Below are 25,939 nucleotides of genomic sequence, written 5' to 3'. Positions count from 1 at the left end.
AGAAAAACAACATAAACCAAACAAGCGCGAGCTACAAAGGGTAAGTAACCCTTCAGCTTGCGCTTCATCTTTTCTTATCCATTCTTGACAGCTTAGCAGCATCACCGATCAAGGTTTGTATAGATGTCGCATGTAAGAAGAGGGGGACTCACCGAATACTTTTTTGAAGACTTTACTGAAATAAAAAGGGTTCTGATATCCAAGCTGTGCACTGATCTCCGAGATATTCAGCGTACTGTTGCGCATGCATTCGATGACCTTGTTCATGCGCAAACGGGTAATGAGAATTTGCTGCGCAATTTTGATCTCAAAGCAGGACTGTGGAGCTACAGCGGTAATGGAGGAACGACGAGCGCAACAACAATCTCCATGGATGGGCCCGAGCATTGGCATTGGGGATGGGAGTCTCCAACCTGTGAGCTGCGTGGACATATGATGGGACACTGGTTATCGGCAGCGGCCCGCATCTATGCCCAGACTGGAGATGGAATTGTCAAATCGAAAGCCGATGCCATCGTCGAAGGACTTGGTCAATGTCAATCCGCTATCGGCACCGGCTGGCTTGCCGCTTTCCCGGAAACTTACATGCACCGTGCAGCGAATGGCAAATGGGTATGGGCACCACACTATACGGTCCATAAGTTGCTCATGGGGTTGCATGAAATGTATGCGCTCGCCGGAAATCAGCAGGCACTGGCCATTATGACGGAAATAGCGGACTGGTTTTATCAATGGAGCGGTGAATTCGACCGGGAGGAAATGGATGACCTACTGGACATTGAAACGATATTTTTACGAGCAGAGGAACGGGTCACATTTTTTTTGCTGAAAAAGCGAAACAATGGTTTGAAGAACAGGCAGATGGGTTTGTCAATTTTGAATCGTTTAACTCAAAAGTAGCGACACAAGCAGAAATAGACGCGGCGAACGATTACCTGAAACCTGTACAAACAAAGGTGCACCATTGGCTATCGAAAATTTTAAAAATGCCGAGAAAATCAGACCTCTTGGCAAAAAGGAACAGCAGTTGTTTAACCAAATAAATAAGTGACCATAGTAGGGTCTTCATCATATAAACCTGATATGCTAGTGTTTGAAAATTTCATACCAACAAAAAGCACAAAACATACGATATGACATTATTGAAAATAACAAGCCGCTCTTCCCTGCTAAGGAATAATCGGCTTTTTTCTTACTACTGTCGGAAGAAAATATAGGATTAGACTGGGAATGGGCATAAAGCTAACTTTTTGAAGAAGAAGTTGCTGACATCATCGGCATTTGGTAGAAGAAGGCGGGTTATGTAGGGTGTGTTTTATAGGATGTCAGAACTATATATCGGAAAAATTTGTCATGTTACTATAATAGAAATAGTCAGGATGAGGAGGAACGCAGTAATGACAGATTATAATCAGCCAGTTTTCGATGCATTGCCACCAAAAGGGAGTAGCAGAGAGAAGGCTATCTCGGAGCTCGGAGCTAAAGAGGCGCCTGAGCTGTTGCATCTGGCTAGTACAGAGCGCGGGAAGAGTAAGCTTGCCGCCCAGAGGGCACTGGCTAAGATTGATTATGAACCGGCTACAGCTTATTGGAAAAAGCTATTAAAGTCACCTCAAAAATGCGAGAAAATATTAAACCACACATTCTCGAATACAGTGTCGGATCTGCTTGCTGATCTATTGCTAGCTTTTTTGCAGACGTTTCTGGAGAAGAAGCCTGGCAGCAAGATCAGCTGGGAAGAGCATGAAACACTGCTTGCCTTACTTGGCATGATGCCGGGCAAAGCGAGTGAGAAAATGTGCGAGGTGTATGAGCTTGCAGCAGAGCATATCCAGAAGGTTTCATCATTTAAGCGCGACAGCGAGGTACTAAAGTTAACCCACAGAGATACTTCTTCCTTTGATATAAGCGATACGTTGGAAGGTATGACTTTAGAGCAAGCCTTTCCTATGATTTTGGCTGGCTCTGTTTTGATGGATGGAGATATTAGGCTGCAAGCGCTTGCTTCCAAGCTATTTGAACAATATGGGGGAGCCTGGCTGTCTCCTGTCTTTGCTTCTGCGCTTTTAACCAAGCCAGCTGGCGATGTTTTCGAGGTCTTTTCACCGTATTACAAAGACCCGATGGCGCAGTGTTTTATTTTGAACGTGCTAGGTACGGTGAAGTTTGATACTAAGCAAAACCGGCATACGTTTAGGTTTGGCTGGGGTCATATGATTAGGGATGATACATATTTTTCACTTACTCCGCTGCTATTTGAGGATTTGGATGTACGCTGGATAGAACTTTTGGCAGCAGATCCGGAGAAGAAAAAGCTAAGCGGTCTTATTAAAACAAGCTATTATGTTGGACAAGTAACTGGAGAATTTGATGATGTGCTAGGTGACCTGCTTCCGCTAAATAATAAAATTTGCTGCCAAAAGGTTCAATCGTATTTTCTGAAAAGAGCGATTCTAGATGATGGAATTGGCGCGACATATGTTGGTATTTTGTATCGGATAGGTTATGAGGACGTTGAATCGATTCTTATGAAAAAATGGTCCCAAAAGGAAAATGCAACCTCTATTTGGAATGTGTCCAGTGATTTGCAGTCATTTACCCATTGGTCAGCTCAGAAAAGAGCAACGCTTTTTGAACAGGTTGGACAATTAGTTCAGGACAAGAAATTAAATATAAGCTATTGGAAGACGAACACGGCCGAGGATCTGAAGAACAAGCTACTCAAGTAGCTTCGAGGAATTCTATGAGAACATTTGGTTAAGAGGTGCAGTGTCAAGCATAAGGGTGTTCATCCAGTAGGAGGAAGTATGAATAAGAAATGTAGTGAATTCATTAGTTGGACTAAAGATAATGGATGGGATATAACTGATAAATCTGAATATGAATTAAATTTAAAAGATAGTATAGCATCAAGGTATAAAGAGATCCCAGAAGGTTATCTAGAATTTTTAAAAAGGGTTAAAGAATGCATAACGCCTAGTGAGAAAACATGGTTTATATGTGAGGATGAGTATAATGATAACTCGGATACTGCATTTAAATGGAATGAATTTGAAGTGTTAAGCTTAGAAGCAGCAGAGAATGATGAGAAATGGAAATCAGAAATAACTTCATGGTGGGATAACTATCTACCCATAGTTATGTCAGTTGATGATGGATATTCATTCTATGCAATTGATTTAACGAATGATATAGGTGCTATTGTACAAGGATATGAGCCTGAATTCGAAGAGGTAGAAAAAATAGCAAATAGTCTTGAAGATTTTTTTCAATTAATCATGTCTAATACAATAAAGATGCAATAGAAAAAATGCATAAAAATTGTATAAATAACTACATAAAATCATGGCTTCCTCAAATTGATCGAGTTCGACAAGAGCCATTTCTTCAGATACAGCTTTGTAAATGGGCTTCAGGTCAGCCGTTACCTTCTTCAAATCTTTGTAAGAGACATAGCGGGTGGAATTACGTATTTGGTGGATGATGCACTTTTGGATTTCTGTCTTTGGATAGCAGGCTGAGATGGCTTGTGTAAAGCTGTTTAAATGGTCTACACAAGTGATGAGTATGTCTTGCACACCGCGATTCTTCAGGTCATTTAAGACGCATAGCCAGAACTTTGCGACTCATTTTCGCCTATCCACATGCCCTAATACTTCCTTGCTTCCGTCCAGATCAATCCCGATCACCATGTAGGCTGCTTTGTTCACAATAGCCCCGTCCTGCTTGACTTTGAAGTGAATGGCATCTAGAAAAACAACGGCATAAACGACTTGCAGAGGGCGATTCTGCCACTCCTTGATGAGTGGAATGATCTTGTTCGTTACATTGGAAATGAGCGTTGGTGAGACCTCAATACCATACATATTTTCAAGGTGATCTTGAATGTCCCTGGTGCTAACTCCCTTGGCGTATAAGGCGATAATTTGGTCTTTAATTCCCGTTACATTCGACTGATGTTTTTTGACCACTTAAGATCTATCGGAACGCTACACCCAAGGTACGGGATCAGCTGCTAACGCGTCTTTTTGATCCTGCATGTGATGAAGCAAGTCATTTACTGCTCTGCCTCGCCCTGCAAGGCGATGAAGTCTTTCAGGAAGCATTCCTGAAGCTGGAGAGAAATCCGCTGCCCTGGCGCAGCAAGCTGTATGTGAATCCGTCTGTCTATGCCCATCATGGTGGCTGGCATTTCGATGATCGGGGGAATTGGAGTGCTGGCCATTCCCATCTGCCCGAATTGCATCACCTTCACTGAAGAGACGTTCGTGTGCTATGACGAAAATGGTCGTAGTGAGATCATTCCTTTTGAGCCACCCTTAACGAAAAATTATTGTTCGGAAGATGATCTTCTGGAGATGAGCCGGAATCAGCTCACACTTAGTGCCGAGGCGATACCGAAGCATTACGCTAGCGGTGGTGATGAGGTCTTCACAATCGGAGGCTGGCCGGATTGGGTGCAGGACGCACAATTCGCGACATGCTCGGACTGTGGTCAAACCATGAAATTTCTCGCAGCGCTTCCATGGAACGTATTGATGGATGGCTCTGAAGGTACGTTGTATATAGAGATTTGTACCGAATGTCGCAAGCTATGCCTGTTCCATCAACAGACATAATGAATCGGTGTTGACAGCAAAATGCTAAACGAGTACATCCGAAGAGGTGAGCGTAATGAAACAAGTGGAACAGCAAGATAGGGAATTTCTATTCCAAGGAAGTGTTGAGGATGTTGATACATTTTTGAAAAGGCATCCGGATGTGTTCAGTGGCGATGATCGGACAGACTTCTTGCAGGCAGCAAGGGAAGAGGAGTTGTTGTCGGTACGAGCTAATCTGTTTTCCAGGGTGTATGGGGTGATTGTGGATTGGCGAGAAGAAGATGGTGAGATCGTCCGTTTATTTGGCGAATTTTTACCTGGAGAAGTGATCGTGGAAGAGATAGATGAAGGACTGACCATGTCATATGCAGGTGAGATCTATTCGATTCCACTGACGTTTTCGCCTAATGATCGTTACATTACGATTCGAGGTATTGCGGATATCATTCAAAAGCAGTTTGAGATTCGGTTGTTTCGGGATTCCTATTGGTCGGATACCCATGTGTTTGTGCTCATGTCGCATGTTCAATGGCAGGAACTTGAGCGCAGCCATACTGCCGAGGTAGAGAAGATCTTTCAAAAAATTACACCAGAACTCGATTTCCCTTGAGGGAAAAACACAAGGAGTGTACCAACATGAGAGAAAGATGGAGAAAGCAAGCTATTATAGAATTACTTAGCAAATATCATGGCGAGGAAGATGAGCAAGTAGCGGCGTTGCTGCATCAGCATGCAGAAGTGGCGATGAGGCTGGAGTTGGTCGGGGAAGAAGATTACAGCCGGACAGGCAACAGCCGGGTAGCGGGTCGTCCGGATCTCCCGCCGTCTATCGCTTGGCCCTGTACGGAGGAGGGAGAATATTATACGTTCCTGGCTCAAATCAATCTGGGAGAGTTGCCTTTTACACCTGCAGATGATTTGCCTACCACAGGCATGCTGTATTTTTTTCTAGGAGCAGACGAGCCAGCCTACAATGTGGATCATCGCGTCATTTACTATGATGGTGACCTGCAGCAGTTGACATTGGCCGAGCCTCCAGCAGATAAGAAAGAGGTATATGGGGATGAGCGGGAGTTTGTTGCTCATCGAGTCACGTTTGCCCCGCATCTGTCCCTTGCAGATTTGGGGGAAGAGACAGAAGAGTTAATGGATAAATATGAAGAGCTGTATTTGGAGGTACGTGATCAGAGTGATGCGCTTTGGGGTGGTTTGCAGTCCTGGTCTGGCGATACGTCTCTGCATGCCTATCTATGCAGGAGTGGGATGGAGGCTTTGCTCTATAATACCCATAGAACCGAGGAGGAACTGCGCGAGAAGGCAAGAGAAGCGTTGGCTGGCGGACAGAATCAATATGCCGAACATATTGAAAACGAGCGAATTCCACTCTTGCAAGTGTTTAAGGCACGAGAATCGGAGCATCGTGAAGCGGCTCGGAACTGGCGATTGTTGTTCTCACTCTCCTCACTTGATGCTGCGGGTATGTGCTGGTGGGATGCTGGCTTTCTTGAATTTCTAATCGACCGCAACGATTTGCGCCAGAGAAGGTTTGACAATACCTATGTGAATTTAGCAACTAGTTGATTAAAGAAAAAAGATTAAAACAATCGAACACAGAAAGGTGAAAACGTAATGAAATTGGATGCTAATTTAAACTATTTAAAAGACATGTATAACAACAGCTACTAACCTGTTTTTTTAGTGGATAAGGTGAAAGAGCAGATCCTGATGGTGGTGAATTTTTTGGAAAGCGGGGCACATTCGAACGAAGTGATACAAGGCAAACTGGATGGATGACGATCGCCATCAACGATTTGCAGGAAGAATTCGATGAGCATGACAGCGAAATCGAAACTGTGGCACGGGATTCCATCGGGACGACCGTAGAAGTGATTCTGTATGCGTTTAAGGTGGATATCGATACCGAGACGGTCATCAGGGAGAGAGACTGGTAATTTTCTAGCTAGAATGGAGGTATAGGAGTGAAAGAGATAGACCTTGATTTCAAGCAATTATGGAATGAAAGGAAAGAGGATTTTAAAAGACCGATTTTTACAGAAGAAGAGAAGTTGCAATATGAGAAGAATCTTCAGTATAAATTACCACAATCCTATATATCGCTGTTACAGAACACTCAAAATGGAGGTCTCTTGAAAAGGAACTGTTTTCCTATTTATGATGAGAATCAAAATGTTAAACAACTTTTCATTTGCTCCTATGTCAGTTCCATTTGTGAATTGGAGAGTGAAAAAGAACGAAAAGATTATCCCGGACTTGTCAATTTGCCGGATATCGGAATCTATTTTGGTGAAAATCTAGATGCAGCACGTACAGAACGTTTTGTATTTGATTACTCACAATGTACTGCAAAAGATGAGCCAAGGGTCACTTTTGTAAAACAGATATATCAAGTCGGGTATGAAAAAACAGTGTTAGCTAATAGTTTTAAGGAATTCTTGGACAAGTTAATCCGAACTCCAACATCTAAGCCTTTTGATTATGATGAAATCAAAAAACAGATAAAATCTGCTACTCGAACAACCTTTTCTAATATGGTTAATCTCTATGAACAAGAAGAAATTATTGCTTTTGGGCTGTATTTGGATGCTAACGCAACTATGGTATGCCCTGCAATGAACACAAAAGATTTTTTTTTACAGGTTGTTGAGAAAGATCCCAAGGAACAGGAATTTTACAAGTATGAAACAACAGAATGGAAATATGAAGGTGAACATACAGAGCATTTTAATGTTGTGTGCGAGACGATGGTGAAGCATGTAACTCTGCTTACCAGCAACAGTAAAGTTAATCAGTTTAGAAACAAGATGGTTGAGATGTGCATTCAAGTGTTGGAAGAGTTAAATGCTGATCTTTTCTTTACACAAATTTGCGAGCGAGATATTCTCCTTACGATAAATATATCAAATGGAGAGCTGTTCGGACAAAAAAAGAAACAGATTAATAGACGACTAAATGGTTGAGCTTGGTCAGTACTTTCGGAAAACATGAGGTGAAAACGCAAGATGGCACAACACACCCTGATCAACACGGTAGCGGAAGAAATACTTTGTGCAGTGGATGAATGGTTTCAACAGATCGAACAGAAAAAGGAAAAGGATGTAAACGAGATTGCTGGGTGAACTTCGCTGCAAATCGGCATTCATGACCTTTTACATATCGAGTATAGGGAGGGGAAAATCAAATTATTTTCTTGGATTAAAGGTTCACCTGACTATCAGCACAAGGGTAGTCACTTTGATAACCCACTGATCCATCAGGAAATAGAGAATGCGTTGATACCGTTGCTAGAAAAGGGAATCAGACAAAAGCTGCAAATCTATGAGGACAGCGCCTTGGTGAATTACCGATTTCAAGCAAGCATCAAAGTCGGCGGATCCGAAACACTTCCCATACTTAACGATGTGAACCAGCGCAAGCGCGAGCTGCTGTTGCAGCGCGTTCAAGCCTATATCGAGGACAAACTGGAGGGCCAGTCTTATCCGACTGATCCGCTGGAGAGCTTTTTTCTCTCTCAACATCTGGTCGATCCGCAGCTGTTTCCGGATATGGATACTGCCTTTATTATGCATGTATATGAGCTGGTGATGAAACGGAACAAAGGGAATAAAACAAAGATGTACGATCATCGTTCCCAATTCATTCGTGCGTTTAGTCAGTGGGCTGAAAGTGTGTTTTTGCCGTTTTACTTTCATAATGGCAAGCCCAAATGGGGGCGAGCTGAATATACGATAAAAGAGGGTATCGACTTAACCGCTATGGAGCCGCAGCAAATGGAACTGGTTCTGCAAACGGCCATTTTGATTATTAAATACGAACCCAACTACAGTCGACAAAATGGACTCGATCTGCTGGAAAGGCTGAAGGAACTAGGCATTACGCAGGCGGTTAAGGTGTTCAAGGAGGGTAGCGGAACGCTTCCTGCAGAAGATATCCATTATAAGGATGAACAGATCGAATGTCAGGCTCATGACGTTTTCTCGATTATCACCATTCGAATCAAGGAAGAGTGCGCAGACAGTTATGCAAAGGGTCTCGATTTTATTTGTCGCCTGCTGGAGAAAGGTTTCTTCCGAAGCTGTCAGATCAAGCTGAAATCGCAAGCCAAAAACATAGTTTCTGTTCCCGGTCTGGCGAAATCGCAAACCCATCGTTTCTTTGCTAATGCCTTGCAGTATGAGGAGTTGCATCCGAAAGGGGAATTGATAAAGAAAATTGTTACACCTGCTCAAGCTTGGATAGAAACGAAGAAATGGGCGTCTCGACAAGGGTACCCAATTAATTGAACGAGGTGAGACTAATGTTAATTACAGCTATTTGGTTGGAACAAGATTATTGTTCCAACCAAATAAAAGATGCATATTTGAAATCTAGATATTTCAATCTTAGAATACCTTTTAGTGAACAACAGAGTGAGTATGAAATTTGTAGATTTAAACTTATTGTTGAAGAAGTGAGGGGGGATAAACAACTATTGTTGGATTCTGCTGTGTTAGGTGAAAAAATAGCAGAAGCGGAGTATAAGAGCGTATCGTTTTCAGAAAATGATATTATATATTATTCACATGAGAATAATTTCACGGATAGTGAGAATAAAACCATTCAAACAGCTATTATCGAAGGTGTATTACGCCAAAAAAATCTTTACCAAAGAGAAAACATAGAATTGTCCGGGGAGTATCATGTAAATATTCAAGTTTTTCGGAAAGAGATATCTCAGCCAGATTTTTTATCAGTGGAAGCACCACCCATTTTAACAGACTACGAACAAAAAATTGAAACAATTACTGTGTATATACTGATTTTCAAAGACTCTATTGATTTGAAAAAAAACAGTAGACTTAGTAGTACCTCTGTTTACGGTAGCTTGGGAAACCTAGGCTTTTTTATGGTTGATCTTGATTTATTTAGTGAATTTATAAGAAGTGAGGTTGGTGACGGGGCAGTCAATCTTGTGGATTTATTTACAACAACTGATCTGGTTGATAAATGTTTTGAAGAGGGGTTATTGATAATCACTTGGGGGATAAAGCCATGGCACTATTATATTCACGCAATGAATAATTCAATTATATTCGATGAATGTATTGTCAGTGGAACTTACAAAATTAAAAATAAGACCAAAAAATTATCTGTAATTCCAGGGAATGGATTGCTTACATGGCCTAAGTGTCTTGAAAAAGAATGGCCTACAATTTGTATAGAGGGTGACGGTGAAAAAATTGTTTTATCGCTATGTACTTATTCTGGAAATATTGGAAATGAAATAATTCCTTTGTATACACTCCGTAGAAGTGAAGAGCCTGTAGAAAATATTGAACCGATTATTAACTACAATTTTCTCGATTAATACCTCTAGCGCTGAAATTGATCTTTATCACGCAAATTTGGGAGGAGAAATCCGTAGCAAGGAGGATAGCGATGAAAGCATATCAGAAGTTTGTCATTTATTTCTTGGATGACCCGACATGGTAGAAGCGAAAAGACGGGCCGCCGCTCGAATTGTTCGACCGCATGACGGCGGAAGAAGAGCTTCTCCGCATCGTAAGCCTGTGTGACAACTGGCTGGTCATAGCGCTCGGCTATTTGCGATCGCACAAGGCGAAAGACATTTTGTACGAGCTTCTTCCCGGAGCCGAGGGGGAAATGAAGGTTGACATTGCGCTTGCGTTATGGCGCATCGGCCGTGATAAAGAACTCGTGGACATCGCACTTAACGCAAGTCGTACAGAGATTAGTTTAGGTTCTTTAGAAACACTGACAATTCGTGAAGTAGAGAATTTTTTATCTTTTTTAGAGTATCAGCTGGGTAATACAAATCTCACGATTAATCGCAAGTTATCGTCACTGAAATCCTTGTTTGATTACCTGAAGAACAAGGCTGAGACCGCTGAGCTAAAGCCCTATATTCAGCGGCCAAAATGGATTTAAATGTCGTCAAGGAAAGCCAGGAAACCATTGCGAACCGTATTGAAGGGAAAATTCTCAGAGAAGACGAATTTGAGGGGTTTAGACAATTTGTAGCCCATGATTTTGGAGAAGTGAATAAAGAGAACAAACGGATTTATAACTTCCATCAGATGAATCGTGAACGGGATACAGCGATCGTATCGCTTATTTTAGGCTCCGGACTTAGGCTTTCTGAGGTTGCCGGAATTAAGCATTAACCTGGAAGATCTGGATTTAAGTAAAGCTATCGTACGAGTGATACGCAAAGGCAATAAAGAACAATATGTTTACTTCAGCAAGCAAGCATTATTAGATGTGGAAAGTTATCTGCAAATTCGAGAATCAAGATACAAACCAGAAAAACTGGAACCCTTTTTGTTTATTGCAGCTCCTATCAGCCGTAAAGGAAAAAGCCGGCGCTTAACGCAAAGATCAATTGAAAAACTAATGGAAAAATATGCAACCGCTTTGGGGAAACCAGCTTTAACCGTACACTCACTAAGACATTCTTTCGCGACACGATACCATCTAGAGAACAATGATGTACCGAGATTAAAAAATCAATTAGGACATTCATCGATACAAACAACAATGATATATACACATCTAACAGATGAAGAGATGAGGAAAGCTGTAGATAACATGGACCGATAAACCTGCGTGGTTACGCGGATTCTCAAATACATCTTCACAAAACCCGTATTTTATACATATGTGTATATATCGATTATACCCCTTGGCACCACTAGATTTTAACTTAGTGTCATCATATAGCCTTAACTGTTAAGCGACAAACTTACTTTACACGGTGGCGTCAGGAAGGACTGACTCCTAACGTGAGACAAATCAAAACACCTTCAAGAACATACCTTCATGTTGAAAAAGATGAAGATAATCTTGGAGGTGTTTTTTCGTTGGCAACAAGAGTGATCTATCCTGTGGATATTAAATCGTCTTATCTAAGTTACATTTCTTTATCACGCGCTCTTGTGACCAAAAATCAAAATTTAATTAATAGCTTCTAGGACAAGCGCTGCAACTTCCTCTGCTGTGCCAAGCTGTAAAGCCTCAGCTGCTAACTTCTTCATTTCGATAGTGGATAACTTCGCAATCTGGCTGCGTGCAGGCAGAATGGAAGTAGCGCTCATGCTGAATTCATCCAGACCTAGGCCCAGTAGCAAAGGAATCGCCATAGGTTCCCCCGCCATTTCCCCGCACATGCCAACCCACTTCCCTTCAGCATGTGCAGCGTCGATCACCGTTTTGATTAGACGTAGAATGGCCGGATTGTACGGCTGGTACAGATAAGAAACCTGTTCATTCATGCGATCAGCGGCCATCGTATACTGAATAAGATCGTTCGTCCCGATGCTAAAAAAATCAACTTCTTTGGCGAATTGGTCAGCTAGCACAGCAGTAGAAGGTATCTCCACCATAATACCCAACTGCATGTTGTCCGATACCTCCTTGCCTTCTTCGATTAGCTTAGCCTTCTCTTCAAGCAGCATCGCCCGGGCGGCACGGAATTCGCCAAGGGTGGCAATCATCGGAAACATAATTCGCAGATCACCATGAACACTTGCTCTTAGCAAGGCACGCAGCTGTGTGCGAAACACATCCTTCCGGTCCAGACAAAGGCGAATCGCACGGAAGCCGAGAAACGGATTCATTTCCTTCGGAAGCTCCAGATAAGGAAGCTCTTTATCACCGCCAATATCCAGCGTACGCACGACAACGGGTTGTCCGTTCATGCTTTCAAGCACCATCCGGTAGGAATTGTACTGAACTTCCTCGGAAGGCAGCTTGTCCCGGCCCATGTACAGAAACTCGGTGCGGTACAGACCAACGCCCTCTCCTCCATTCTCGATTACACCGTTCACGTCATTTGGCGTACCAATATTGGCTGCAAGCTCAACATGTTTCCCATCAGCCGAAACCGTGGCCTCATCACGAAGCTTCTTCCACTCGACTATCTGTTGATCATATGCTTCCTGCTTGCTCGTATATTCTGCCACCTCAGCCTCAGTAGGGTTAACCAACACATCACCGCTTAGACCGTCAACGATAATCAAATCCCCTGCCTTAACCAATGACAAAATATTTTTCGTACCAACAACCGCAGGAATTTCCAAAGAACGCGCCATAATAGCGGAGTGAGAGGTGCGTCCACCAATATTTGTTGCAAAGCCTTTCACGTATTTGCGGTTAAGCTGCGCCGTGTCGGATGGCGTCAAGTCCTCCGCGATCACAATAACCTCTTCGCTAATTTCCGCAGGACTTACATAAGTGATCCCCAGCAGATGGTTCATCACGCGCTTGGTCACATCACGCATATCAGCTGCGCGTTCCTGCAGGTAGGCACTTTTCATATTTTCGAACATCTTAATGAAGTGGCTAGCCACTTCATTAAGAGCGTAATCTGCGTTGACGAATTCCTCTCGGATTTTGTCTGTCACAGGACCAATCAGCTCAGGATCAGCCAGAATAAGCAGATGAGATTCAAAAATCCCCGCTTTCTTTTCCCCTAGTTCGCTCAGGGTACGCTCTTTAATACGTTGCAGCTCTCCCCTAGATTTTTCCAGGGCGCTCTCCAGCTTGGCAATCTCAGCCCCAACATCGCTGATGCTCTTATTTGTAATGGTGTAATCCGGATGTTCCAGGATAAATGCACGAGCTATTGCAATACCTGCCGAAGCAGCGATTCCTGCATGTTTACTCATGAAGTTCTCCCAACCCTTCTTTAATCATAGCGTCATGAAGAGCGATTAACGCTTCATTCTCTTCGTTGCCTTCCGCAATCAGAGTCAACGTATCCCCAGTATCGAGACCTAGAGACAGAACACCCAAAATCGACTTAAGGGTTACTTTTTTGCCATTAGCCTCGGCAAATATTTCAACACCACTAAACTTAGTAGCTATATTGACCAAAGCAGTTGCTGGACGAGCGTGAATTCCGTCTTCATCAATAATTCTGTATGTTTTTTGCATTATAATCTCACCTCAAACCTATCTTTTTTGTGTGTTTCCTACTTGATGCCTTGATGCTATGCCATCATTTCAATTACTTCAAATCTTCGCCGTTTGTTTCAATCACTTTTTTATACCAATCAAAGCTTTTCTTTTTCATCCTTTTAAATGTTCCGGTTCCGTCATTATTCCGATCAACATAAATAAATCCATACCTTTTCTTCAATTCGCCAGTTCCCGCGCTCACAATATCAATGGGCCCCCAATAGGTGTAACCCATTAGTTCAACGCCATCAATCACTGCTTCTTTCATTTCCTCGATATGAGACCTTACGTAATCAATTCGATAATCATCATTAATTTCTCCGTTTTTCAACTCGTCATTCGTTCCCAGTCCATTTTCTACTATGAAAAGCGGCTTTTGATAACGGTCGTATAATTCATTGCATACATAACGAAGGCCTTTTGAGTCAATCTGCCAGCCCCAAGGGGTAGCATCCAAGTAAGGATTAGGTGTGCCAGCAATTCCACCTGTATGCCCCAAAATTCGCGTTCCTGCTTTATGCGTAGTAGAACGATAGTAACTAAAACCTAAATAATCCGAAGGATACGTTCTAATCAAATCCAAATCCGTATCTTCCATCTCCACATGTACATCATTTTCATCCCAAATACGATGAATATAGGTTGGGTATGCGCCTCGAAGCAGAACATCGCCAAAGAATAATGAGCGTCTCCTAACTTCATAGGTGTCAAAAACATCGTCTGGATGACATGTATTCGGATATACCGCACTAAGTGCCAACATTGCACCCATTTTAGAACCAGGTATAATTTCATGACATAATTTTGTTGCTAATGCGCTTGCTACAAAACAATTGTGACTTGCCTGATAGATTGCTTGCAGACAGTTCTCATCTTCTTCAACAAGAATGCCTCCTGCGGCTGTTGGACTTGTATAAATATTATTAATTTCATTAAAACCCATCCAATATTTCACTTTGCCCTTATACCGATTAAAGACTGTTTCACAATAACGGATATAAAAATCAATCATCTTGCGATTTTTCCAACCGCCGTATTCCTTCACTAAATGCCACGGTGTTTCAAAATGAGAAAGTGTCACAACAGGCTCAATTCCATGCTTTAGTAATTCATCGAAAAAATTGTCGTAGAACTCCAGCCCTTTTTCATTAGGACTCATTTCGTCTCCATTTGAAAAGATTCGGCTCCAAGCAATGGATGTGCGGAATACCTTAAAGCCCATTTCTGCAAACATGGCCACATCTTCTTTGTAATGATGATACAAACCAATGCCTTCATGATAAAGGTTCAAATCGGTGCTATCCTCTTTAATGCCTGCCAGAAGCCCATTTGGCATTAAATCAACAATGGATAACCCTTTACCATCCTCTAAATGAGCACCTTCTGTCTGATTGGCAGCAATTGCCCCACCCCATAAGAAGTCGCTTGGAAAAGTTTTATATATATTCAATTCGATTTCCTCCATCTCTCTATACCTGCATGTATTTTGTTTTATACTACTTTAAAACAGTCAGTATCTGTTCCCCTTCGGTTACCTGCTTAAAGCTCACAGGTAAAACATCCAGGAAGTCATTTGTATTTGTAATGATAATAGGTGTTGTTGTTTGAAACCCATCATCCTTAATACCTTGAATATCAAAAGTAACTAATTTTTCACCTTTTTTCACCACTGCACCTGATTCGACATGTGCTTCAAAATGCTTCCCTTTTAGCTTAACAGTGTTAATACCAATATGAATTAATATTTCAACACCATCATCACTCACTAAACCGATTGCATGCTTAGTTCGAAATAAATCAACGACCTTTCCGTCAAATGGAGAATAAACAATTCCTTCGGTAGGCTCAATGCCGATACCTTTACCCATTGCAGCACTTGAAAATACCGGGTCATCTACATTTTCCAGCGGAATGACTTTACCTTTCAATGGTGAAAGAATATCCATTCTTTTAGCATCTGTAGCTGGAATTTCAACTTGAACTTGATGATCATTTCCATCTTCATTTGTTTCTTTTGTTGTTTCTTTTTTTCTACCGTCTAATCCAAATATGAATGCTAACAAAGTTGCTGAAATAAAGGCCGATCCAATTCCAATTACATATCCTACGGTAGGGGTGTAGTTCGGTATCGTAAATATACTGTTAAATACGAATGTAGAAATCTTTACACCGAATATGGCAATCATAGCACCACCGATAGCACCTGAAATAAGCATAAGTGGAATCAATCTTTTATAGCGTAGAATCAAGCCATACAGGATGGGCTCGGTTACACCGGCCAAAAGTCCTGACATCGTTGCTGCAAAAGTAAAAGAAGCCTGTTCTTTATTTTTTCTTGAACGAAGGAATATTCCGAATGCAATACCCATTTGTGCAAAAACAGCAGCCGCAGTAATCGGCTTAATCATGTCCCCGCCATTCGACATGTTGTCAAGGATGATCGGGAAGATGCCCCAATGGACGCCGAATATAACAATAAATGGCCAAGCGGATGCGATCAAAATACCGGTTATAATAGGAGAAATATCTAACATAAAGGTAACGAAGTTTCCAATACCTGTACTAATGTAGCTTCCGAATGGTCCGAATACAAGTGCGGTAAGTGGAACCATAACAATAATACCTATCATCGATACAAAAAATAATTGGATGGTGTCTGGTGTCACTCGTTTTAACCATTTTTCCAAAGGAGCATAAACGACCATCGCCATCAAAATCGGAAATACAGTTGATGAGTAATTGGCGATAATTAATGGAATACCCATAAAGGTCGTGTCGCCTGTAAACTCAGATAAGGCGGTGAATTTAGGATCTAATAACCCCGCTGCAACGACACCACCAACATAATGATTTGCACCCAACTTTTTCGCGGCAAGTATACCCACAAAAATCGGCAGGAAATAAAATAGGCCACTAGATGCTGCATTTAACAATGCATAAGTAGATCCTTTTACATCAATCCATTCAAAGAAAGTTAATATGGCAAGTACAGCTTTTATCATACCCGCACCAGCCAGTGCTGGAATCAGCGGTGAAAAAACACCTGAAATATAATCAAATGCCTTAGCCATAATGCCTTCTTTTTTTCCATTCTTATCGCCATTATCATCCGAAGTAATTTTATGGTGATTCATAATTTCAGTAAAAACTTTTCCAACCTTATTCCCAACAACAACCTGAAGCTGTCCACCTTTTTCTACAACAGTTAATACATCCGGAATTTTTGACAATGACTCCTTATCTGCCTTTTTATTATCTTTAAGCCTAAATCTCAAACGTGTGGCACAGTGTACAAGAGAATCAATATTTTTCTCCCCACCTACCAGATTAACGATCTTTTCACCCAATTCTGTATTATTCATAGCTGCCTCTCCTTTATTATGCTTTTTCTAAAAAAAAGACTTGAATTAAACCTAAACCAATTGTCAAATTGACAATGCTCTAGATTAAATTCAAGTCTGGCCTCCCGAAGAGTAACAAGGTTGAACGAAATTATTCAGTTTTCCTATCTAACAAACGTTGAATGTGGATAGTTAAATAGGTAACCTCCATATTAGACACTTCATAGGAATATTGCTTGTTTATGAACTGCTGTACCTTTTGCGAAATTTCGAAAGCTCGCGTGTATCTTTCTTTTACTAACTCGTATATAAATAGATCTTCTCTATCCTCATGTGCATCTTGAGAAAAGATCCGATTCGCAAAAAACTTTAAATGCATTAAAAATCGAAATCCCGTTAAAGTTTCTTCATCGACTGTACTCTTGAGCTGATACGTAATGATACTAAGTATTTCTGTTACAAACTGAGTAATTTTCGCAACGGTATTCATGCCATTATTTAACTGAGCATTGACAAAATGAAAAGCTATAAATCCCGCCTCATCTTCTCCAAGCTCAACTTTAAACTTCTCATTAATCATTTGCACAGCTTCTTTAGCGACTACAAATTCTTCATGATAGATTTTTTTTATCTCCCACAGTAATCCATTTTTCACATTCAGTCCATCTCTTGTTCGTGTAACCGCTAAACTAATATGATCAGGCAATGAGATATAAATGCTTTCGTTTAAGTTTTTTTTAAGCCTTCTTTTTGCTAAACTGATTATGTCATCCGATACATTTATCTCTTCAATTGAAACTTCTTGCAACAGTTTTTTGAACTTAGCATATAAGCCCTTATCCTCTAAATAAAAGCGCTTTTCAATTTTTTGATGATCAATGGCATCTCCTTTTTTCTTACCAAATGCTAAACCCTTCCCTATCAGTATGACTTCATCCCCTTGGGAATCGATACTAATGGCAATATTATTATTAATAACTTGTTTTATTACCATATAACCCCCTCCGAAAAAAGACATAAAAAAGCAAGACTTCGACAAATACAGGGTATAATATCCCCATTTTTGTTGAAGTCTTGCCTGCATGATCAGTAACAATCTTCAATTCAATTTATTTAGTTAATGAATTGATAATACCTCACAAAAGTATAAATGTAAACACTTACTTTTAACGTCCTACTGTAATACCTGCCAATTCCTCTATTCCTGATTGCTTAATCATGAAGCACTCCCAGCCCTTCTTTAATCATAACATCATGAAGAGTGCTTAACGCTTCATTCTCTTCGTTGCCTTCCGCGATTAAAGTCAACGCATCCCCTGGATAAAGATCTAGAGACAAAAGGCCGAGAATCGACTTGAGGTTTATTTTTATGCCAGTAGCTTCAGCATATAGTTCAACATCATTAAATTTCATGGCTGCACTTACCAGGGCTGTTGCTGGGCGAGCATGAATTCCGTTTTCATCAATGATAGTGAATATTTTTTGAATAATGATTCCTCACCAAACCTCTCGTTTCTTCTGATTACTATTCCAAACCGTTCTTGCTTTTCCAGACAAGCAACACACTACATGCGAGCACTTGTCACAACCTATTTCTGTACTCTAGGGGTGTCATTCCTATTTTTTTCTTGAATAGTTGATGAAAAAACTTCATGTCCGAATATCCGACCGATGCGGAAATTTCTGTTACACTGCTATGACCTTCCGTCAGAAGACGACATGCAGCATCCATACGAATGTTATGCAAGTAATTAGTAAAGTTCATTCCGATCTGATTCTGAAACAGGCGGCTGAAATGCCGTTTGCTAAGGTTTGCTTTACTAGCAAGATCGCTAAGTCTAAGCCTGCTCGCATAATTGTTTTTAATAAATGCTATTGCTTCGTCGACTGCCATCCATTGTTGTTTATACTCAAAGGCCGCATCATTCTGAAACCGCTGCCTATATAAACCGATTAATATTTGCACGACAAGAGCGGAAAGTACGGCTAAATATCCTGGAGGTTTTGCCGAGTATTCACGATATAGTTCTTGAAATAAGAAATGATACGATCCATCTGGATCTTTTATCGAGAACCAAAGTAATTGTTTGTCTGCAAAATATTCAAAAATTTCCGATGCTTGAGGGAAACAGGATTGAATTTCGCTTAAATATTCCTTCTGAAACAAACAGTTATAAACGATAAGTGGATCGTCTTTCGTACACGTTCTGGGTCTAAACACATGACTACAACCAATTGGAATAAAAAATAAAGTCCCATGCTCAACAGGAACTGCTTCATCGTCAATGTAATGTACACCTGCACCTTCACTTGTATATGTTATCTCTATAAACTCATGGGAGTGGGTATTTAGTTCAAATGTTTCACTAACCCTGTTTACATTAATCCGAATACCAGACTCGAAATAACGATCTCCGGACATGATAAAAGTGCTACGTCCGACACTCATAATGATTCTCCTTTCAATTTGCTTTAGGTTGGACATTATCATACGAAATAATACTTTAAAAGTCCATATTCACCTATAAATATGTCACTTATACCCCCTATTGAAACTTCTCCCCTTCTGTACAATAGAGTTATTGCTAGCATAGATAAAATCATCAGTAAATATTGAATTGTTCTGGGCATGGTTCTGAATTTAGTATTGGAAGGAGAATTTGATGTTTCGTTAAAATTTGGAGGCTTAGGTAACATAAAAATAATCAGAGGATGTTAGACAATGAAAAAAAATATTTTATTACTTATAGCTTTATTTGCAGCAGCTTTGAATTTACGACCAGCAATTAATTCTATAGCTCCACTATTGGATGATATTCAAGGAGATCTTGGAATGAGTGCTGCATTAGCCAGCTTGCTGACTTCAATACCTGTACTTTGCATGGGGCTTTTCTCACCATTTGCAGTAAAAGCAAGTGGGAAATGGGGAATTGAACGAATTATCGGGTACTCCTTATTAATTATAGGAATTGGAACGGTTATTCGTTTCTTTACTCATTCTACTCTTGTTCTTCTCTTATCTTCCTTAATCACAGGAATAGGTATTGCATCTATCGGTCCACTAATCTCAGGTTTTATTAAAAAGTACTTCCCTGAACATGTTCCATCTATTGTTGCAGTCTACAGCATTGCATTAACCATTGGGGCCGCTGGCAGCTCGATGCTTTCCGGTCCATTGCACGGGTATTACCATTCTTGGCAGAAAGCAATTGGGCTATGGGCATTTATTGCTTTTATTGCTGCAATAATCTGGTTTTTTTCGGTTACTCCTGTAGCTAGTCAATCAATTAGATCTTCAGAAAGTACGAAAATCAAATTGCCTTGGAGGAACAGAAAAGCCTGGACTCTCACTTTTTCGTTTGGATCAATGGCCATGTTAATGTATTCTTTTACAGCTTGGCTTCCATTAATTATTCAGGAGATGGGTTATTCAAAAGCCTACGCAACACTCTGCCTTACTGTTTTTGTTGTGATTCAAATCCCTATTAGTTTAGTACTTCCAATATTATTAAAGACATTCCCTTCAAGACGAGTTTGGATGATTACTGAGTCTTTAATTGTACTGGTTAGTTTAATTCTACTACTTTCTAATGCTTCGCCAATTATTGCAACTTTTCTTTTTGGTCTTGGGGGTAGTGGATTATTCACTTTAAATCTTATGTTGCCAATAGATGCTACAAGTAATGCCAATGATGCTACTTCTTGGTCAGCAATGCAACAGTCTGTTGGTTATGTTATTGGTGCGTTAGGCCCAATTATGTTAGGTTGGATTCATGATGTTTCTCATAGTTTTACACCTGCTATTATGGTGATGATATTTATCAGTATTTTAATGATAGTTACGCAAATTGCATCGACCTCAAAAAAGCAAACCTTTTTAAACCTATAGTATAAGCATTTTTCGAAAGGATGATCGTATGTCACATTATACTGAGCCTAATTGGATGCGTAGTGCATTAATTACAATTGACATCCAAAATGATAACTCCCTTCCCGGTTCCAAAGCCGAGGTACCAGGAACTGCCGCTATTTTACCAACGATGAAGCAGCTAGTAGAAGCATATCGCAGAGCAAAGCAGCCAATCATTCACGTCATTCGATTGTATAAAGCAGATGGATCTAATGTAGATCTTTGTCGCAGAGAAATAGTGGAAAATGGATTTCATTTTGTTGTACCCAATACAACTGGTGCTGATCTAGTAAGCGAAATTAAGCCAGCAGATAGTCCAGTCCTCAATGGGGACCTACTCCTCAATGGTCAATTTCAACAATTGGGTGAATATGATTGGGTGATGTACAAACCTAGATGGGGAGCGTTCTACCAAACATATCTTGAAGAATTCCTCGTTCAGAAAGGTATTGATACTTTAATTTTTGCTGGATGCAACTTCCCTAACTGTCCGCGAACAAGTATGTATGAAGCTAGTGAGAGGGATTTCAAAGTAGTTATGACCGTCGATGCTATATCAGGTATATACAACAAAGGGATAGAAGAAATTATAAGTATCGGAGTATCTGCTATAAAATCAAGTGATGTTCTAAAAAATTTAAATGCCATACACGGGAGTATAGAATAAAATAAACTAAAAGAAATACGGGTTTTGTGTAAATGTATATAATGATTATTGGATCATATTTGTATCATTATCTGAGGTTTCATTCATAATGCTAATTTACATTCCTATTTTAGATCCATTTTCTTGGACTGCATCAACGACCTTTTTCAAATAAATCCATGGAGTTCCCTCATTTTCATTTATCTTAGTAATAATTATAGACGAACTAAAAAGATGAAACAAATCGTCGTTGGAATGCATACGAAAAGAAACCCGAGGTCTTTGAATGACCTGGGTTCCTCTACATTTTGATACAGGGCTTACCATTCCTACACAAACAACTTTCCAGTTGTTTTATTAGCTCGTAGCAGGCTGTAATGATTCGAGTAGTTTCTTGATTTGTTCATCATATTCCAGTTGAAATGATGGAATGATTTCATCTAATCTTTGCTGGAACAAATCCGGATTTAGCACACCAAGTTCAGCTCTTAACTCCATTTCTTCTTCTGAACCGTTGTCGTTCAGAATCATGTTCAGGATATCACTATTAAAATATTCACTTGGAGGAAGGATTAAAGCATTCATCAGGAACTGCATAAAAAAGAGATGATTATCTTGTTCCTGATAAGATTTTTTCATTGCCTGCTTCGTAAACAAATTGATATATTTCTGAGCAAAAGCAACTCCTTTCAATTCGAATGGCCCACCATGCTCAACCCCTTTCCAACGCAGGTCGGCCACAGAACTTAACCACCAAGCCGGTTCGATAGCCTGCTGCATACGAATTAACACTTTTCGCTCAAACTGTGGATCAGGATGTGTTTGTTGTGTCTCTAAACATTTCCCTATAGTCTCCGCTTCAATTGCAGCAACTGTGATACCTTGTCCATGAATTGGATCGAAGCTGCAAAAAGCATCGCCAAGGACGAGTAATCCAGAGGGCCAAGTCTCCATGAGTTCAAAATGCTGACGAACAGACTCGGATATACGGTATCCGCGTGGCCCTTGCACAGGCTCCACCCGTTCCATCAACTCTACAATTTTATCTGAAGCAAACAAATGTTTGAGTTGTTCTTGAAACTCCTCTGGCTGAGTGGACGGATACTCATCTCCTCCAGCATTGAAAAGAATGAGTCCAGCGATATCATCCTCAATGCGCGTAAATATGCCTGCACGAATACCTTGTTCAGGATCTGAATCAGACATCACCCATTCGTTCGGAATAGATGATTTTATTTTGTAATAGCGGGTACTGTAACCAAGAGATACCTTCAGCACCTCCGGTTCCGGCACAGACAATCCTATCTTATCAAGCCATCTGATCAATTTGGAAGAACGTCCGGAGGCATCAATAACCATATCGGCTGGAATTCGTTCTTCCTGTTTATCCCCGCTTCTTTCTTTTGTATAAATGCCTGTAATGGAACGCTGATCTTCAGATACCATTAGCCCGGTAACTTCCGTACTTGTTAAGAAGCTTATATGAGAAATGTTCTGGATTCGCTTGCGCAGCACCCATTCCAGTAGAGCTCTGCTGCACGATGCATTTTTAAAGGAAGAAGCATCCTCCTTATTAACTAATGTACCGTATCGATTGATAACCACAAGCTTCTCTTCGTGTGAAGAGATTGCGCCTAATGCGATCAATTCGTCATTATACCCTGGAAAGTAATTTTCCATAATGAGTCCGCCGCGTGGTTGTACACGATGTGGATGATAAGATTGAGGTACACCCTGCCGGTTCAGCGGCTCCGAAGGGAATTCATCTCTTTCAATAACACATACTTCTTCATAATATTCAGATAACATTCTTGCAGTAATCAATCCTGCAATCCCTGCCCCAATCACTACCGCTTTTTTCATGTCAGACATCTCAACTTCATCCTTTCTTCAAAATTATGTTTTATCTACGATTGTAGACCACTAAAAATATTGTTTATAATACCAGTATATATTAAAAATCTCTCTTCTGGTAAGAATCAATATAGAGATGCTATATAGTTAAACTACGATATGGAAGAGGTGTAGATGAAAATTATTGAGAAAAAGGTTGATTTAAGAGTTGCCCGAACTCACAAATTGTTAACAATGGCACTTAAAGATCTCTTATCCGAGCAAGGCAAACTATTCAGTACTATCACGATTAATGAAATATGTGACAAAGCCATGGTTCACCGTACAACGTTTTACAAACATTTTGAGGATAAATTCGCGCTGTTAAACTCGACCCTAACCTGGGTGCTTCAGGATTATTTACTAATGAATATCGAAGATCGGCTGCGGCAGCCTTTGCAAAGCTTATCTAGAATCATGTTGGAAAATTTACTTGAGCCGATGGTACAGAACCAGAAGAATGATAAGGGGTTTACTGATTTTTTCAAAAATTATATCGGAGAAATATCCAAACGGGATCTTCTGGAACTAAAGAAAAGAGGTAAACAATTTTTGCTTCCGATAGAACTTTTAGCCGAATATCACTCGGGGGTCATTAGTTTACTTGTGACGTGGTGGATATATCATTTCGAAGAAGATATGACAGCAGAACAGATGGATCAATATTATTACCAATTAATTAACGAAAAAATCATGTTAGAATAGCAAACAGCTCACTTTGAAATCAATGACTGATTTAAAGTGAGCTTCTTAGATTTCAGTACCACTCCGATCCACTTCACCCATGCTGACTTCCTTCCGTTAGATTCATGAATTATAGGAACCCTTAAATATGATATTGTAAGTGTGAGCCTTATATATTTGTATATTCATTTGGAGAACAGCCACAAATTTTAAGGATACAAGTTCTTGTCCTCGAGTTTGGACAAGAACTTGTATCCTTAAACAAAAAAACCGCAATTTACGCGGTTTCTAATGCATATATGTTCTTGTCCTTTGACACTTAGTGTCATACACTAAATAACACCATTTTTTATCAAAAAAATATAAGTTAAAAAACACACAGCCGGCCCCTATGAGCCGGCTGTGTTGAGTCAGACCCTACCCCTACTTTAGTAAAATGCGATGCTCCCAGGTTAATGAATACTATTATAAATGCTTTTAAATTCTTGAACAAAATCAATCGGCAGCATAGGGTCATCAGAAGCGGCTACTCGTTGAAGCTCTTTTAACCAGTTCATTGATTCTTCATCCAAATTTGACACATCGTTTGCTTGATGAAAATTAATATACAGCAATGCATGACGAAGTTTAATAGAATCTTGTAAATATACTATTTCTTCTTCTTGGATTGTATTTTCCTTCAGATATCCTTTCATAAAATGGCGGAAAAACAATTTATAATATTCCGCTTTATTTTCAAATTCCTTAAACGGATAAGAAAGTGCATAATACAATGTAATCCCAATATCGTTTACGAAATACGTATAACCGTAATCATCAAAATCGAACAAATAAATGTCTCCGTTATGCAGATAAAAATTACTTTGATGAAAATCAGTATGAGTCAAACCGTATGTATCTTTGGACTTGGGCAGAGAAGTAAGTTTTGTTAATCTTTCTTTTAGAATTGAAATCATTACATCATCAGGTCGCAGGTATTTCTCCGCCTTTAATTGAACTTCTTGGTCCCAGGCTTGTCGTTTAAACGCCGGATTACTCCATTCATAACCCTTTGTGGCATGATGGATTTTCCCAAGAAATTCGCCCCATTTTTCGTAAAGCGATTCATTCCAATCTTCATCCGACACTTCTTTTCCAAGAGACATTTCGTATGAAATGGCTAGGAACGAACCATTTTCTGCAGCAATTTCTTCAACCATGTTACCCCTGGTCGATGGAACAGCATTTGAAACTGCAAGTCCTTTATTCGACAGAAAATTTAAAAATTCAATTTCACCCCGTATATTATTTCTTGATCTTCTAATTGTATGTGAGATTTTTAATATGAAAAATGCGTTGTTTTTCTGGTATTCATAAACAAAGCTTTCATAACCGCCCAATGAACGAACAGTGTCATTATTAATGTCATATCGCTTTATTGCTTCGGTAAGGATCTCTTCAGTGAATTGCTCTTTAATTTCTCGTAACATTTCCTACACCTTCTTTCATTCATAAGTTAAGTAGTTGCATAATTTTTTTAATCGAAAATTTCGGCGACCACCTGACGAAAGGCCTCCGCTGACCGCTTTCCAGGTAATTGTCCAGTAGCGCCCTCTCTCAGAAGCACATCGAGTGTTGGTCTAAAGCCTAGCAGCGGCAAGCCCAACATACGTAACCCTTGTTGAATAAACATTATATGATAATAACCGTTAGCAATAATTCCCCCTCCTATGTAACACAATATTTAAGAAGCTATTTAATAATAGAATAGACAAAATTATAAATTTTATCTGCTAAATATTACATTGTATTTCATACATATGTATAAATGAAAACTAAAATCCTTGTCCATCAAGACTTCTTATATGTCCAGTTGTCGGAGTACAAGAACATATATAATTAACTGTAA

Annotated in this window: 23 protein-coding genes and 3 pseudogenes; 14 read left to right on the top strand and 12 right to left on the bottom strand. The window is 40.1% G+C overall.

Going from position 1 to position 25,939, the window contains the following annotated elements; all coding sequences use genetic code 11:
• Nucleotides 1-108 precede the first annotated feature (108 nt).
• The gene (locus MHB80_RS14615; protein ID WP_341282799.1) at nucleotides 109-246 is read right to left on the bottom strand and encodes an AraC family transcriptional regulator; all 138 of its coding nucleotides are present in this window, start codon (nucleotides 244-246) and stop codon (nucleotides 109-111) included.
• Nucleotides 247-369: 123 nt separating this feature from the next.
• Between MHB80_RS14615 and MHB80_RS14610 the strand changes: the two genes are divergently transcribed.
• The 3 genes from MHB80_RS14610 (at nucleotide 370) to MHB80_RS14600 (ending at nucleotide 3,305) form a co-directional block, all read left to right on the top strand.
• Entirely contained in the window at nucleotides 370-900 is a 531-nt protein-coding gene (locus MHB80_RS14610) for a beta-L-arabinofuranosidase domain-containing protein (protein ID WP_341282973.1), read from the top strand.
• A gap of 497 nt (nucleotides 901-1,397) precedes the next feature.
• Nucleotides 1,398-2,729, top strand: a complete 1,332-nt coding sequence (locus tag MHB80_RS14605; protein ID WP_341282798.1) for a hypothetical protein — start codon at nucleotides 1,398-1,400, stop codon at nucleotides 2,727-2,729.
• A 78-nt stretch (nucleotides 2,730-2,807) separates the two neighbouring features.
• The gene (locus tag MHB80_RS14600) at nucleotides 2,808-3,305 is read left to right on the top strand and encodes an SMI1/KNR4 family protein (protein WP_341282797.1); all 498 of its coding nucleotides are present in this window, start codon (nucleotides 2,808-2,810) and stop codon (nucleotides 3,303-3,305) included.
• On the opposite strand, the pseudogene MHB80_RS14595 reads toward MHB80_RS14600, so the two are convergent.
• Both MHB80_RS14595 and MHB80_RS14590 read right to left on the bottom strand, forming a co-directional pair.
• Nucleotides 3,273-3,971 (bottom strand): annotated as a pseudogene (locus tag MHB80_RS14595) (IS256 family transposase). The gene MHB80_RS14600 and the pseudogene MHB80_RS14595 overlap by 33 nt on opposite strands.
• Before the next feature lie 86 nt (nucleotides 3,972-4,057).
• Nucleotides 4,058-4,225 carry a hypothetical protein gene (locus MHB80_RS14590; protein ID WP_341282796.1) on the bottom strand — a complete coding sequence of 56 codons (168 nt, stop codon included), beginning with the start codon at nucleotides 4,223-4,225 and terminating at the stop codon, nucleotides 4,058-4,060.
• A gap of 133 nt (nucleotides 4,226-4,358) precedes the next feature.
• Here MHB80_RS14590 and MHB80_RS14585 point away from each other — a divergent pair, with 133 nt between their 5' ends.
• The 8 genes and pseudogenes from MHB80_RS14585 to xerS form a co-directional block, all read left to right on the top strand.
• Nucleotides 4,359-4,619, top strand: coding sequence for a hypothetical protein (locus MHB80_RS14585; protein ID WP_341282795.1), 261 nt, complete (start codon nucleotides 4,359-4,361; stop codon nucleotides 4,617-4,619).
• A 55-nt stretch (nucleotides 4,620-4,674) separates the two neighbouring features.
• On the top strand, nucleotides 4,675-5,211 hold the full coding sequence (locus tag MHB80_RS14580; RefSeq protein WP_341282794.1) for a hypothetical protein: 537 nt from the start codon (nucleotides 4,675-4,677) through the stop codon (nucleotides 5,209-5,211).
• A 26-nt stretch (nucleotides 5,212-5,237) separates the two neighbouring features.
• On the top strand, nucleotides 5,238-6,182 hold the full coding sequence (locus MHB80_RS14575) for a YwqG family protein (protein ID WP_341282793.1): 945 nt from the start codon (nucleotides 5,238-5,240) through the stop codon (nucleotides 6,180-6,182).
• A 117-nt stretch (nucleotides 6,183-6,299) separates the two neighbouring features.
• A pseudogene (locus MHB80_RS14570) lies at nucleotides 6,300-6,553 on the top strand (DUF5713 family protein).
• Between the two features lie 27 nt (nucleotides 6,554-6,580).
• Complete coding sequence (locus MHB80_RS14565; RefSeq protein ID WP_341282792.1) at nucleotides 6,581-7,579, top strand: DUF4303 domain-containing protein; 999 nt, start codon at nucleotides 6,581-6,583, stop codon at nucleotides 7,577-7,579.
• A gap of 165 nt (nucleotides 7,580-7,744) precedes the next feature.
• Nucleotides 7,745-8,902 carry a DUF6138 family protein gene (locus MHB80_RS14560; protein ID WP_341282972.1) on the top strand — a complete coding sequence of 386 codons (1,158 nt, stop codon included), beginning with the start codon at nucleotides 7,745-7,747 and terminating at the stop codon, nucleotides 8,900-8,902.
• Nucleotides 8,903-8,916: 14 nt separating this feature from the next.
• Complete coding sequence (locus tag MHB80_RS14555; protein ID WP_341282791.1) at nucleotides 8,917-9,966, top strand: hypothetical protein; 1,050 nt, start codon at nucleotides 8,917-8,919, stop codon at nucleotides 9,964-9,966.
• Nucleotides 9,967-10,361: 395 nt separating this feature from the next.
• Nucleotides 10,362-11,219, top strand: a pseudogene (xerS, locus tag MHB80_RS14550) (tyrosine recombinase XerS); the annotation flags it as partial.
• 353 nt (nucleotides 11,220-11,572) lie between these two features.
• Here xerS and ptsP read toward each other — a convergent pair.
• The 7 genes from ptsP to MHB80_RS14515 form a co-directional block, all read right to left on the bottom strand.
• Nucleotides 11,573-13,285, bottom strand: a complete 1,713-nt coding sequence (gene ptsP / locus MHB80_RS14545; RefSeq protein ID WP_341282790.1) for a phosphoenolpyruvate--protein phosphotransferase — start codon at nucleotides 13,283-13,285, stop codon at nucleotides 11,573-11,575.
• A complete protein-coding gene (locus MHB80_RS14540) occupies nucleotides 13,278-13,553 on the bottom strand; it encodes an HPr family phosphocarrier protein (RefSeq protein WP_341282789.1) in 276 nt (91 codons plus the stop codon). The genes ptsP and MHB80_RS14540 overlap by 8 nt, the downstream gene beginning before the upstream one ends.
• 73 nt (nucleotides 13,554-13,626) lie before the next feature.
• Nucleotides 13,627-15,042 carry a family 1 glycosylhydrolase gene (locus MHB80_RS14535; protein ID WP_341282788.1) on the bottom strand — a complete coding sequence of 472 codons (1,416 nt, stop codon included), beginning with the start codon at nucleotides 15,040-15,042 and terminating at the stop codon, nucleotides 13,627-13,629.
• A gap of 31 nt (nucleotides 15,043-15,073) precedes the next feature.
• A complete protein-coding gene (locus MHB80_RS14530) occupies nucleotides 15,074-16,939 on the bottom strand; it encodes a beta-glucoside-specific PTS transporter subunit IIABC (protein WP_341282787.1) in 1,866 nt (621 codons plus the stop codon).
• 130 nt (nucleotides 16,940-17,069) lie between these two features.
• On the bottom strand, nucleotides 17,070-17,912 hold the full coding sequence (locus tag MHB80_RS14525; protein ID WP_341282786.1) for a PRD domain-containing protein: 843 nt from the start codon (nucleotides 17,910-17,912) through the stop codon (nucleotides 17,070-17,072).
• A 218-nt stretch (nucleotides 17,913-18,130) separates the two neighbouring features.
• A complete protein-coding gene (locus tag MHB80_RS14520) occupies nucleotides 18,131-18,406 on the bottom strand; it encodes an HPr family phosphocarrier protein (RefSeq protein WP_341282971.1) in 276 nt (91 codons plus the stop codon).
• Nucleotides 18,407-18,500: 94 nt separating this feature from the next.
• Entirely contained in the window at nucleotides 18,501-19,367 is an 867-nt protein-coding gene (locus MHB80_RS14515) for an AraC family transcriptional regulator (protein ID WP_341282785.1), read from the bottom strand.
• A gap of 273 nt (nucleotides 19,368-19,640) precedes the next feature.
• Here MHB80_RS14515 and MHB80_RS14510 point away from each other — a divergent pair, with 273 nt between their 5' ends.
• Together MHB80_RS14510 and MHB80_RS14505 are read left to right on the top strand one after the other, a co-directional pair.
• Nucleotides 19,641-20,807, top strand: coding sequence for an MFS transporter (locus MHB80_RS14510; RefSeq protein ID WP_341282784.1), 1,167 nt, complete (start codon nucleotides 19,641-19,643; stop codon nucleotides 20,805-20,807).
• A gap of 28 nt (nucleotides 20,808-20,835) precedes the next feature.
• Nucleotides 20,836-21,495, top strand: a complete 660-nt coding sequence (locus tag MHB80_RS14505) for an isochorismatase family cysteine hydrolase (protein ID WP_341282783.1) — start codon at nucleotides 20,836-20,838, stop codon at nucleotides 21,493-21,495.
• Nucleotides 21,496-21,831: 336 nt separating this feature from the next.
• Here MHB80_RS14505 and MHB80_RS14500 read toward each other — a convergent pair whose 3' ends face one another.
• Entirely contained in the window at nucleotides 21,832-23,346 is a 1,515-nt protein-coding gene (locus tag MHB80_RS14500) for an FAD-dependent monooxygenase (protein ID WP_341282782.1), read from the bottom strand.
• Nucleotides 23,347-23,502: 156 nt separating this feature from the next.
• Here MHB80_RS14500 and MHB80_RS14495 point away from each other — a divergent pair, with 156 nt between their 5' ends.
• A complete protein-coding gene (locus MHB80_RS14495) occupies nucleotides 23,503-24,072 on the top strand; it encodes a TetR/AcrR family transcriptional regulator (protein ID WP_341282781.1) in 570 nt (189 codons plus the stop codon).
• A gap of 431 nt (nucleotides 24,073-24,503) precedes the next feature.
• Here MHB80_RS14495 and MHB80_RS14490 read toward each other — a convergent pair whose 3' ends face one another.
• On the bottom strand, nucleotides 24,504-25,520 hold the full coding sequence (locus MHB80_RS14490; protein ID WP_341282780.1) for a phosphotransferase: 1,017 nt from the start codon (nucleotides 25,518-25,520) through the stop codon (nucleotides 24,504-24,506).
• Nucleotides 25,521-25,939 lie beyond the last annotated feature (419 nt).

Origin of the sequence: Paenibacillus sp. FSL H8-0537 (assembly GCF_038051995.1) — a bacterium.
Lineage (GTDB): Bacteria > Bacillota > Bacilli > Paenibacillales > Paenibacillaceae > Pristimantibacillus.
Note: the sequence above shows the minus strand (reverse complement) of the source record. Positions and strands in the feature narration are given on the sequence as shown.

Coding starts and splice junctions, on each gene's coding strand:
- MHB80_RS14495 (WP_341282781.1), top strand. CDS start 23,503: ATGAAAATTATTGAGAAAAAGGTTGATTTAAGAGTTGCCCGAACTCAC.
- MHB80_RS14540 (WP_341282789.1), bottom strand. CDS start 13,553: ATGCAAAAAACATACAGAATTATTGATGAAGACGGAATTCACGCTCGT.
- MHB80_RS14510 (WP_341282784.1), top strand. CDS start 19,641: ATGAAAAAAAATATTTTATTACTTATAGCTTTATTTGCAGCAGCTTTG.
- MHB80_RS14605 (WP_341282798.1), top strand. CDS start 1,398: ATGACAGATTATAATCAGCCAGTTTTCGATGCATTGCCACCAAAAGGG.
- MHB80_RS14615 (WP_341282799.1), bottom strand. CDS start 246: ATGCGCAACAGTACGCTGAATATCTCGGAGATCAGTGCACAGCTTGGA.
- MHB80_RS14575 (WP_341282793.1), top strand. CDS start 5,238: ATGAGAGAAAGATGGAGAAAGCAAGCTATTATAGAATTACTTAGCAAA.
- MHB80_RS14535 (WP_341282788.1), bottom strand. CDS start 15,042: ATGGAGGAAATCGAATTGAATATATATAAAACTTTTCCAAGCGACTTC.
- MHB80_RS14600 (WP_341282797.1), top strand. CDS start 2,808: ATGAATAAGAAATGTAGTGAATTCATTAGTTGGACTAAAGATAATGGA.
- MHB80_RS14525 (WP_341282786.1), bottom strand. CDS start 17,912: ATGGTAATAAAACAAGTTATTAATAATAATATTGCCATTAGTATCGAT.
- MHB80_RS14530 (WP_341282787.1), bottom strand. CDS start 16,939: ATGAATAATACAGAATTGGGTGAAAAGATCGTTAATCTGGTAGGTGGG.
- MHB80_RS14505 (WP_341282783.1), top strand. CDS start 20,836: ATGTCACATTATACTGAGCCTAATTGGATGCGTAGTGCATTAATTACA.
- MHB80_RS14490 (WP_341282780.1), bottom strand. CDS start 25,520: ATGTTACGAGAAATTAAAGAGCAATTCACTGAAGAGATCCTTACCGAA.
- MHB80_RS14555 (WP_341282791.1), top strand. CDS start 8,917: ATGTTAATTACAGCTATTTGGTTGGAACAAGATTATTGTTCCAACCAA.
- MHB80_RS14580 (WP_341282794.1), top strand. CDS start 4,675: ATGAAACAAGTGGAACAGCAAGATAGGGAATTTCTATTCCAAGGAAGT.
- MHB80_RS14610 (WP_341282973.1), top strand. CDS start 370: ATGGATGGGCCCGAGCATTGGCATTGGGGATGGGAGTCTCCAACCTGT.
- MHB80_RS14585 (WP_341282795.1), top strand. CDS start 4,359: ATGAGCCGGAATCAGCTCACACTTAGTGCCGAGGCGATACCGAAGCAT.
- MHB80_RS14515 (WP_341282785.1), bottom strand. CDS start 19,367: ATGAGTGTCGGACGTAGCACTTTTATCATGTCCGGAGATCGTTATTTC.
- MHB80_RS14590 (WP_341282796.1), bottom strand. CDS start 4,225: ATGGCCAGCACTCCAATTCCCCCGATCATCGAAATGCCAGCCACCATG.
- MHB80_RS14500 (WP_341282782.1), bottom strand. CDS start 23,346: ATGTCTGACATGAAAAAAGCGGTAGTGATTGGGGCAGGGATTGCAGGA.
- ptsP (WP_341282790.1), bottom strand. CDS start 13,285: ATGAGTAAACATGCAGGAATCGCTGCTTCGGCAGGTATTGCAATAGCT.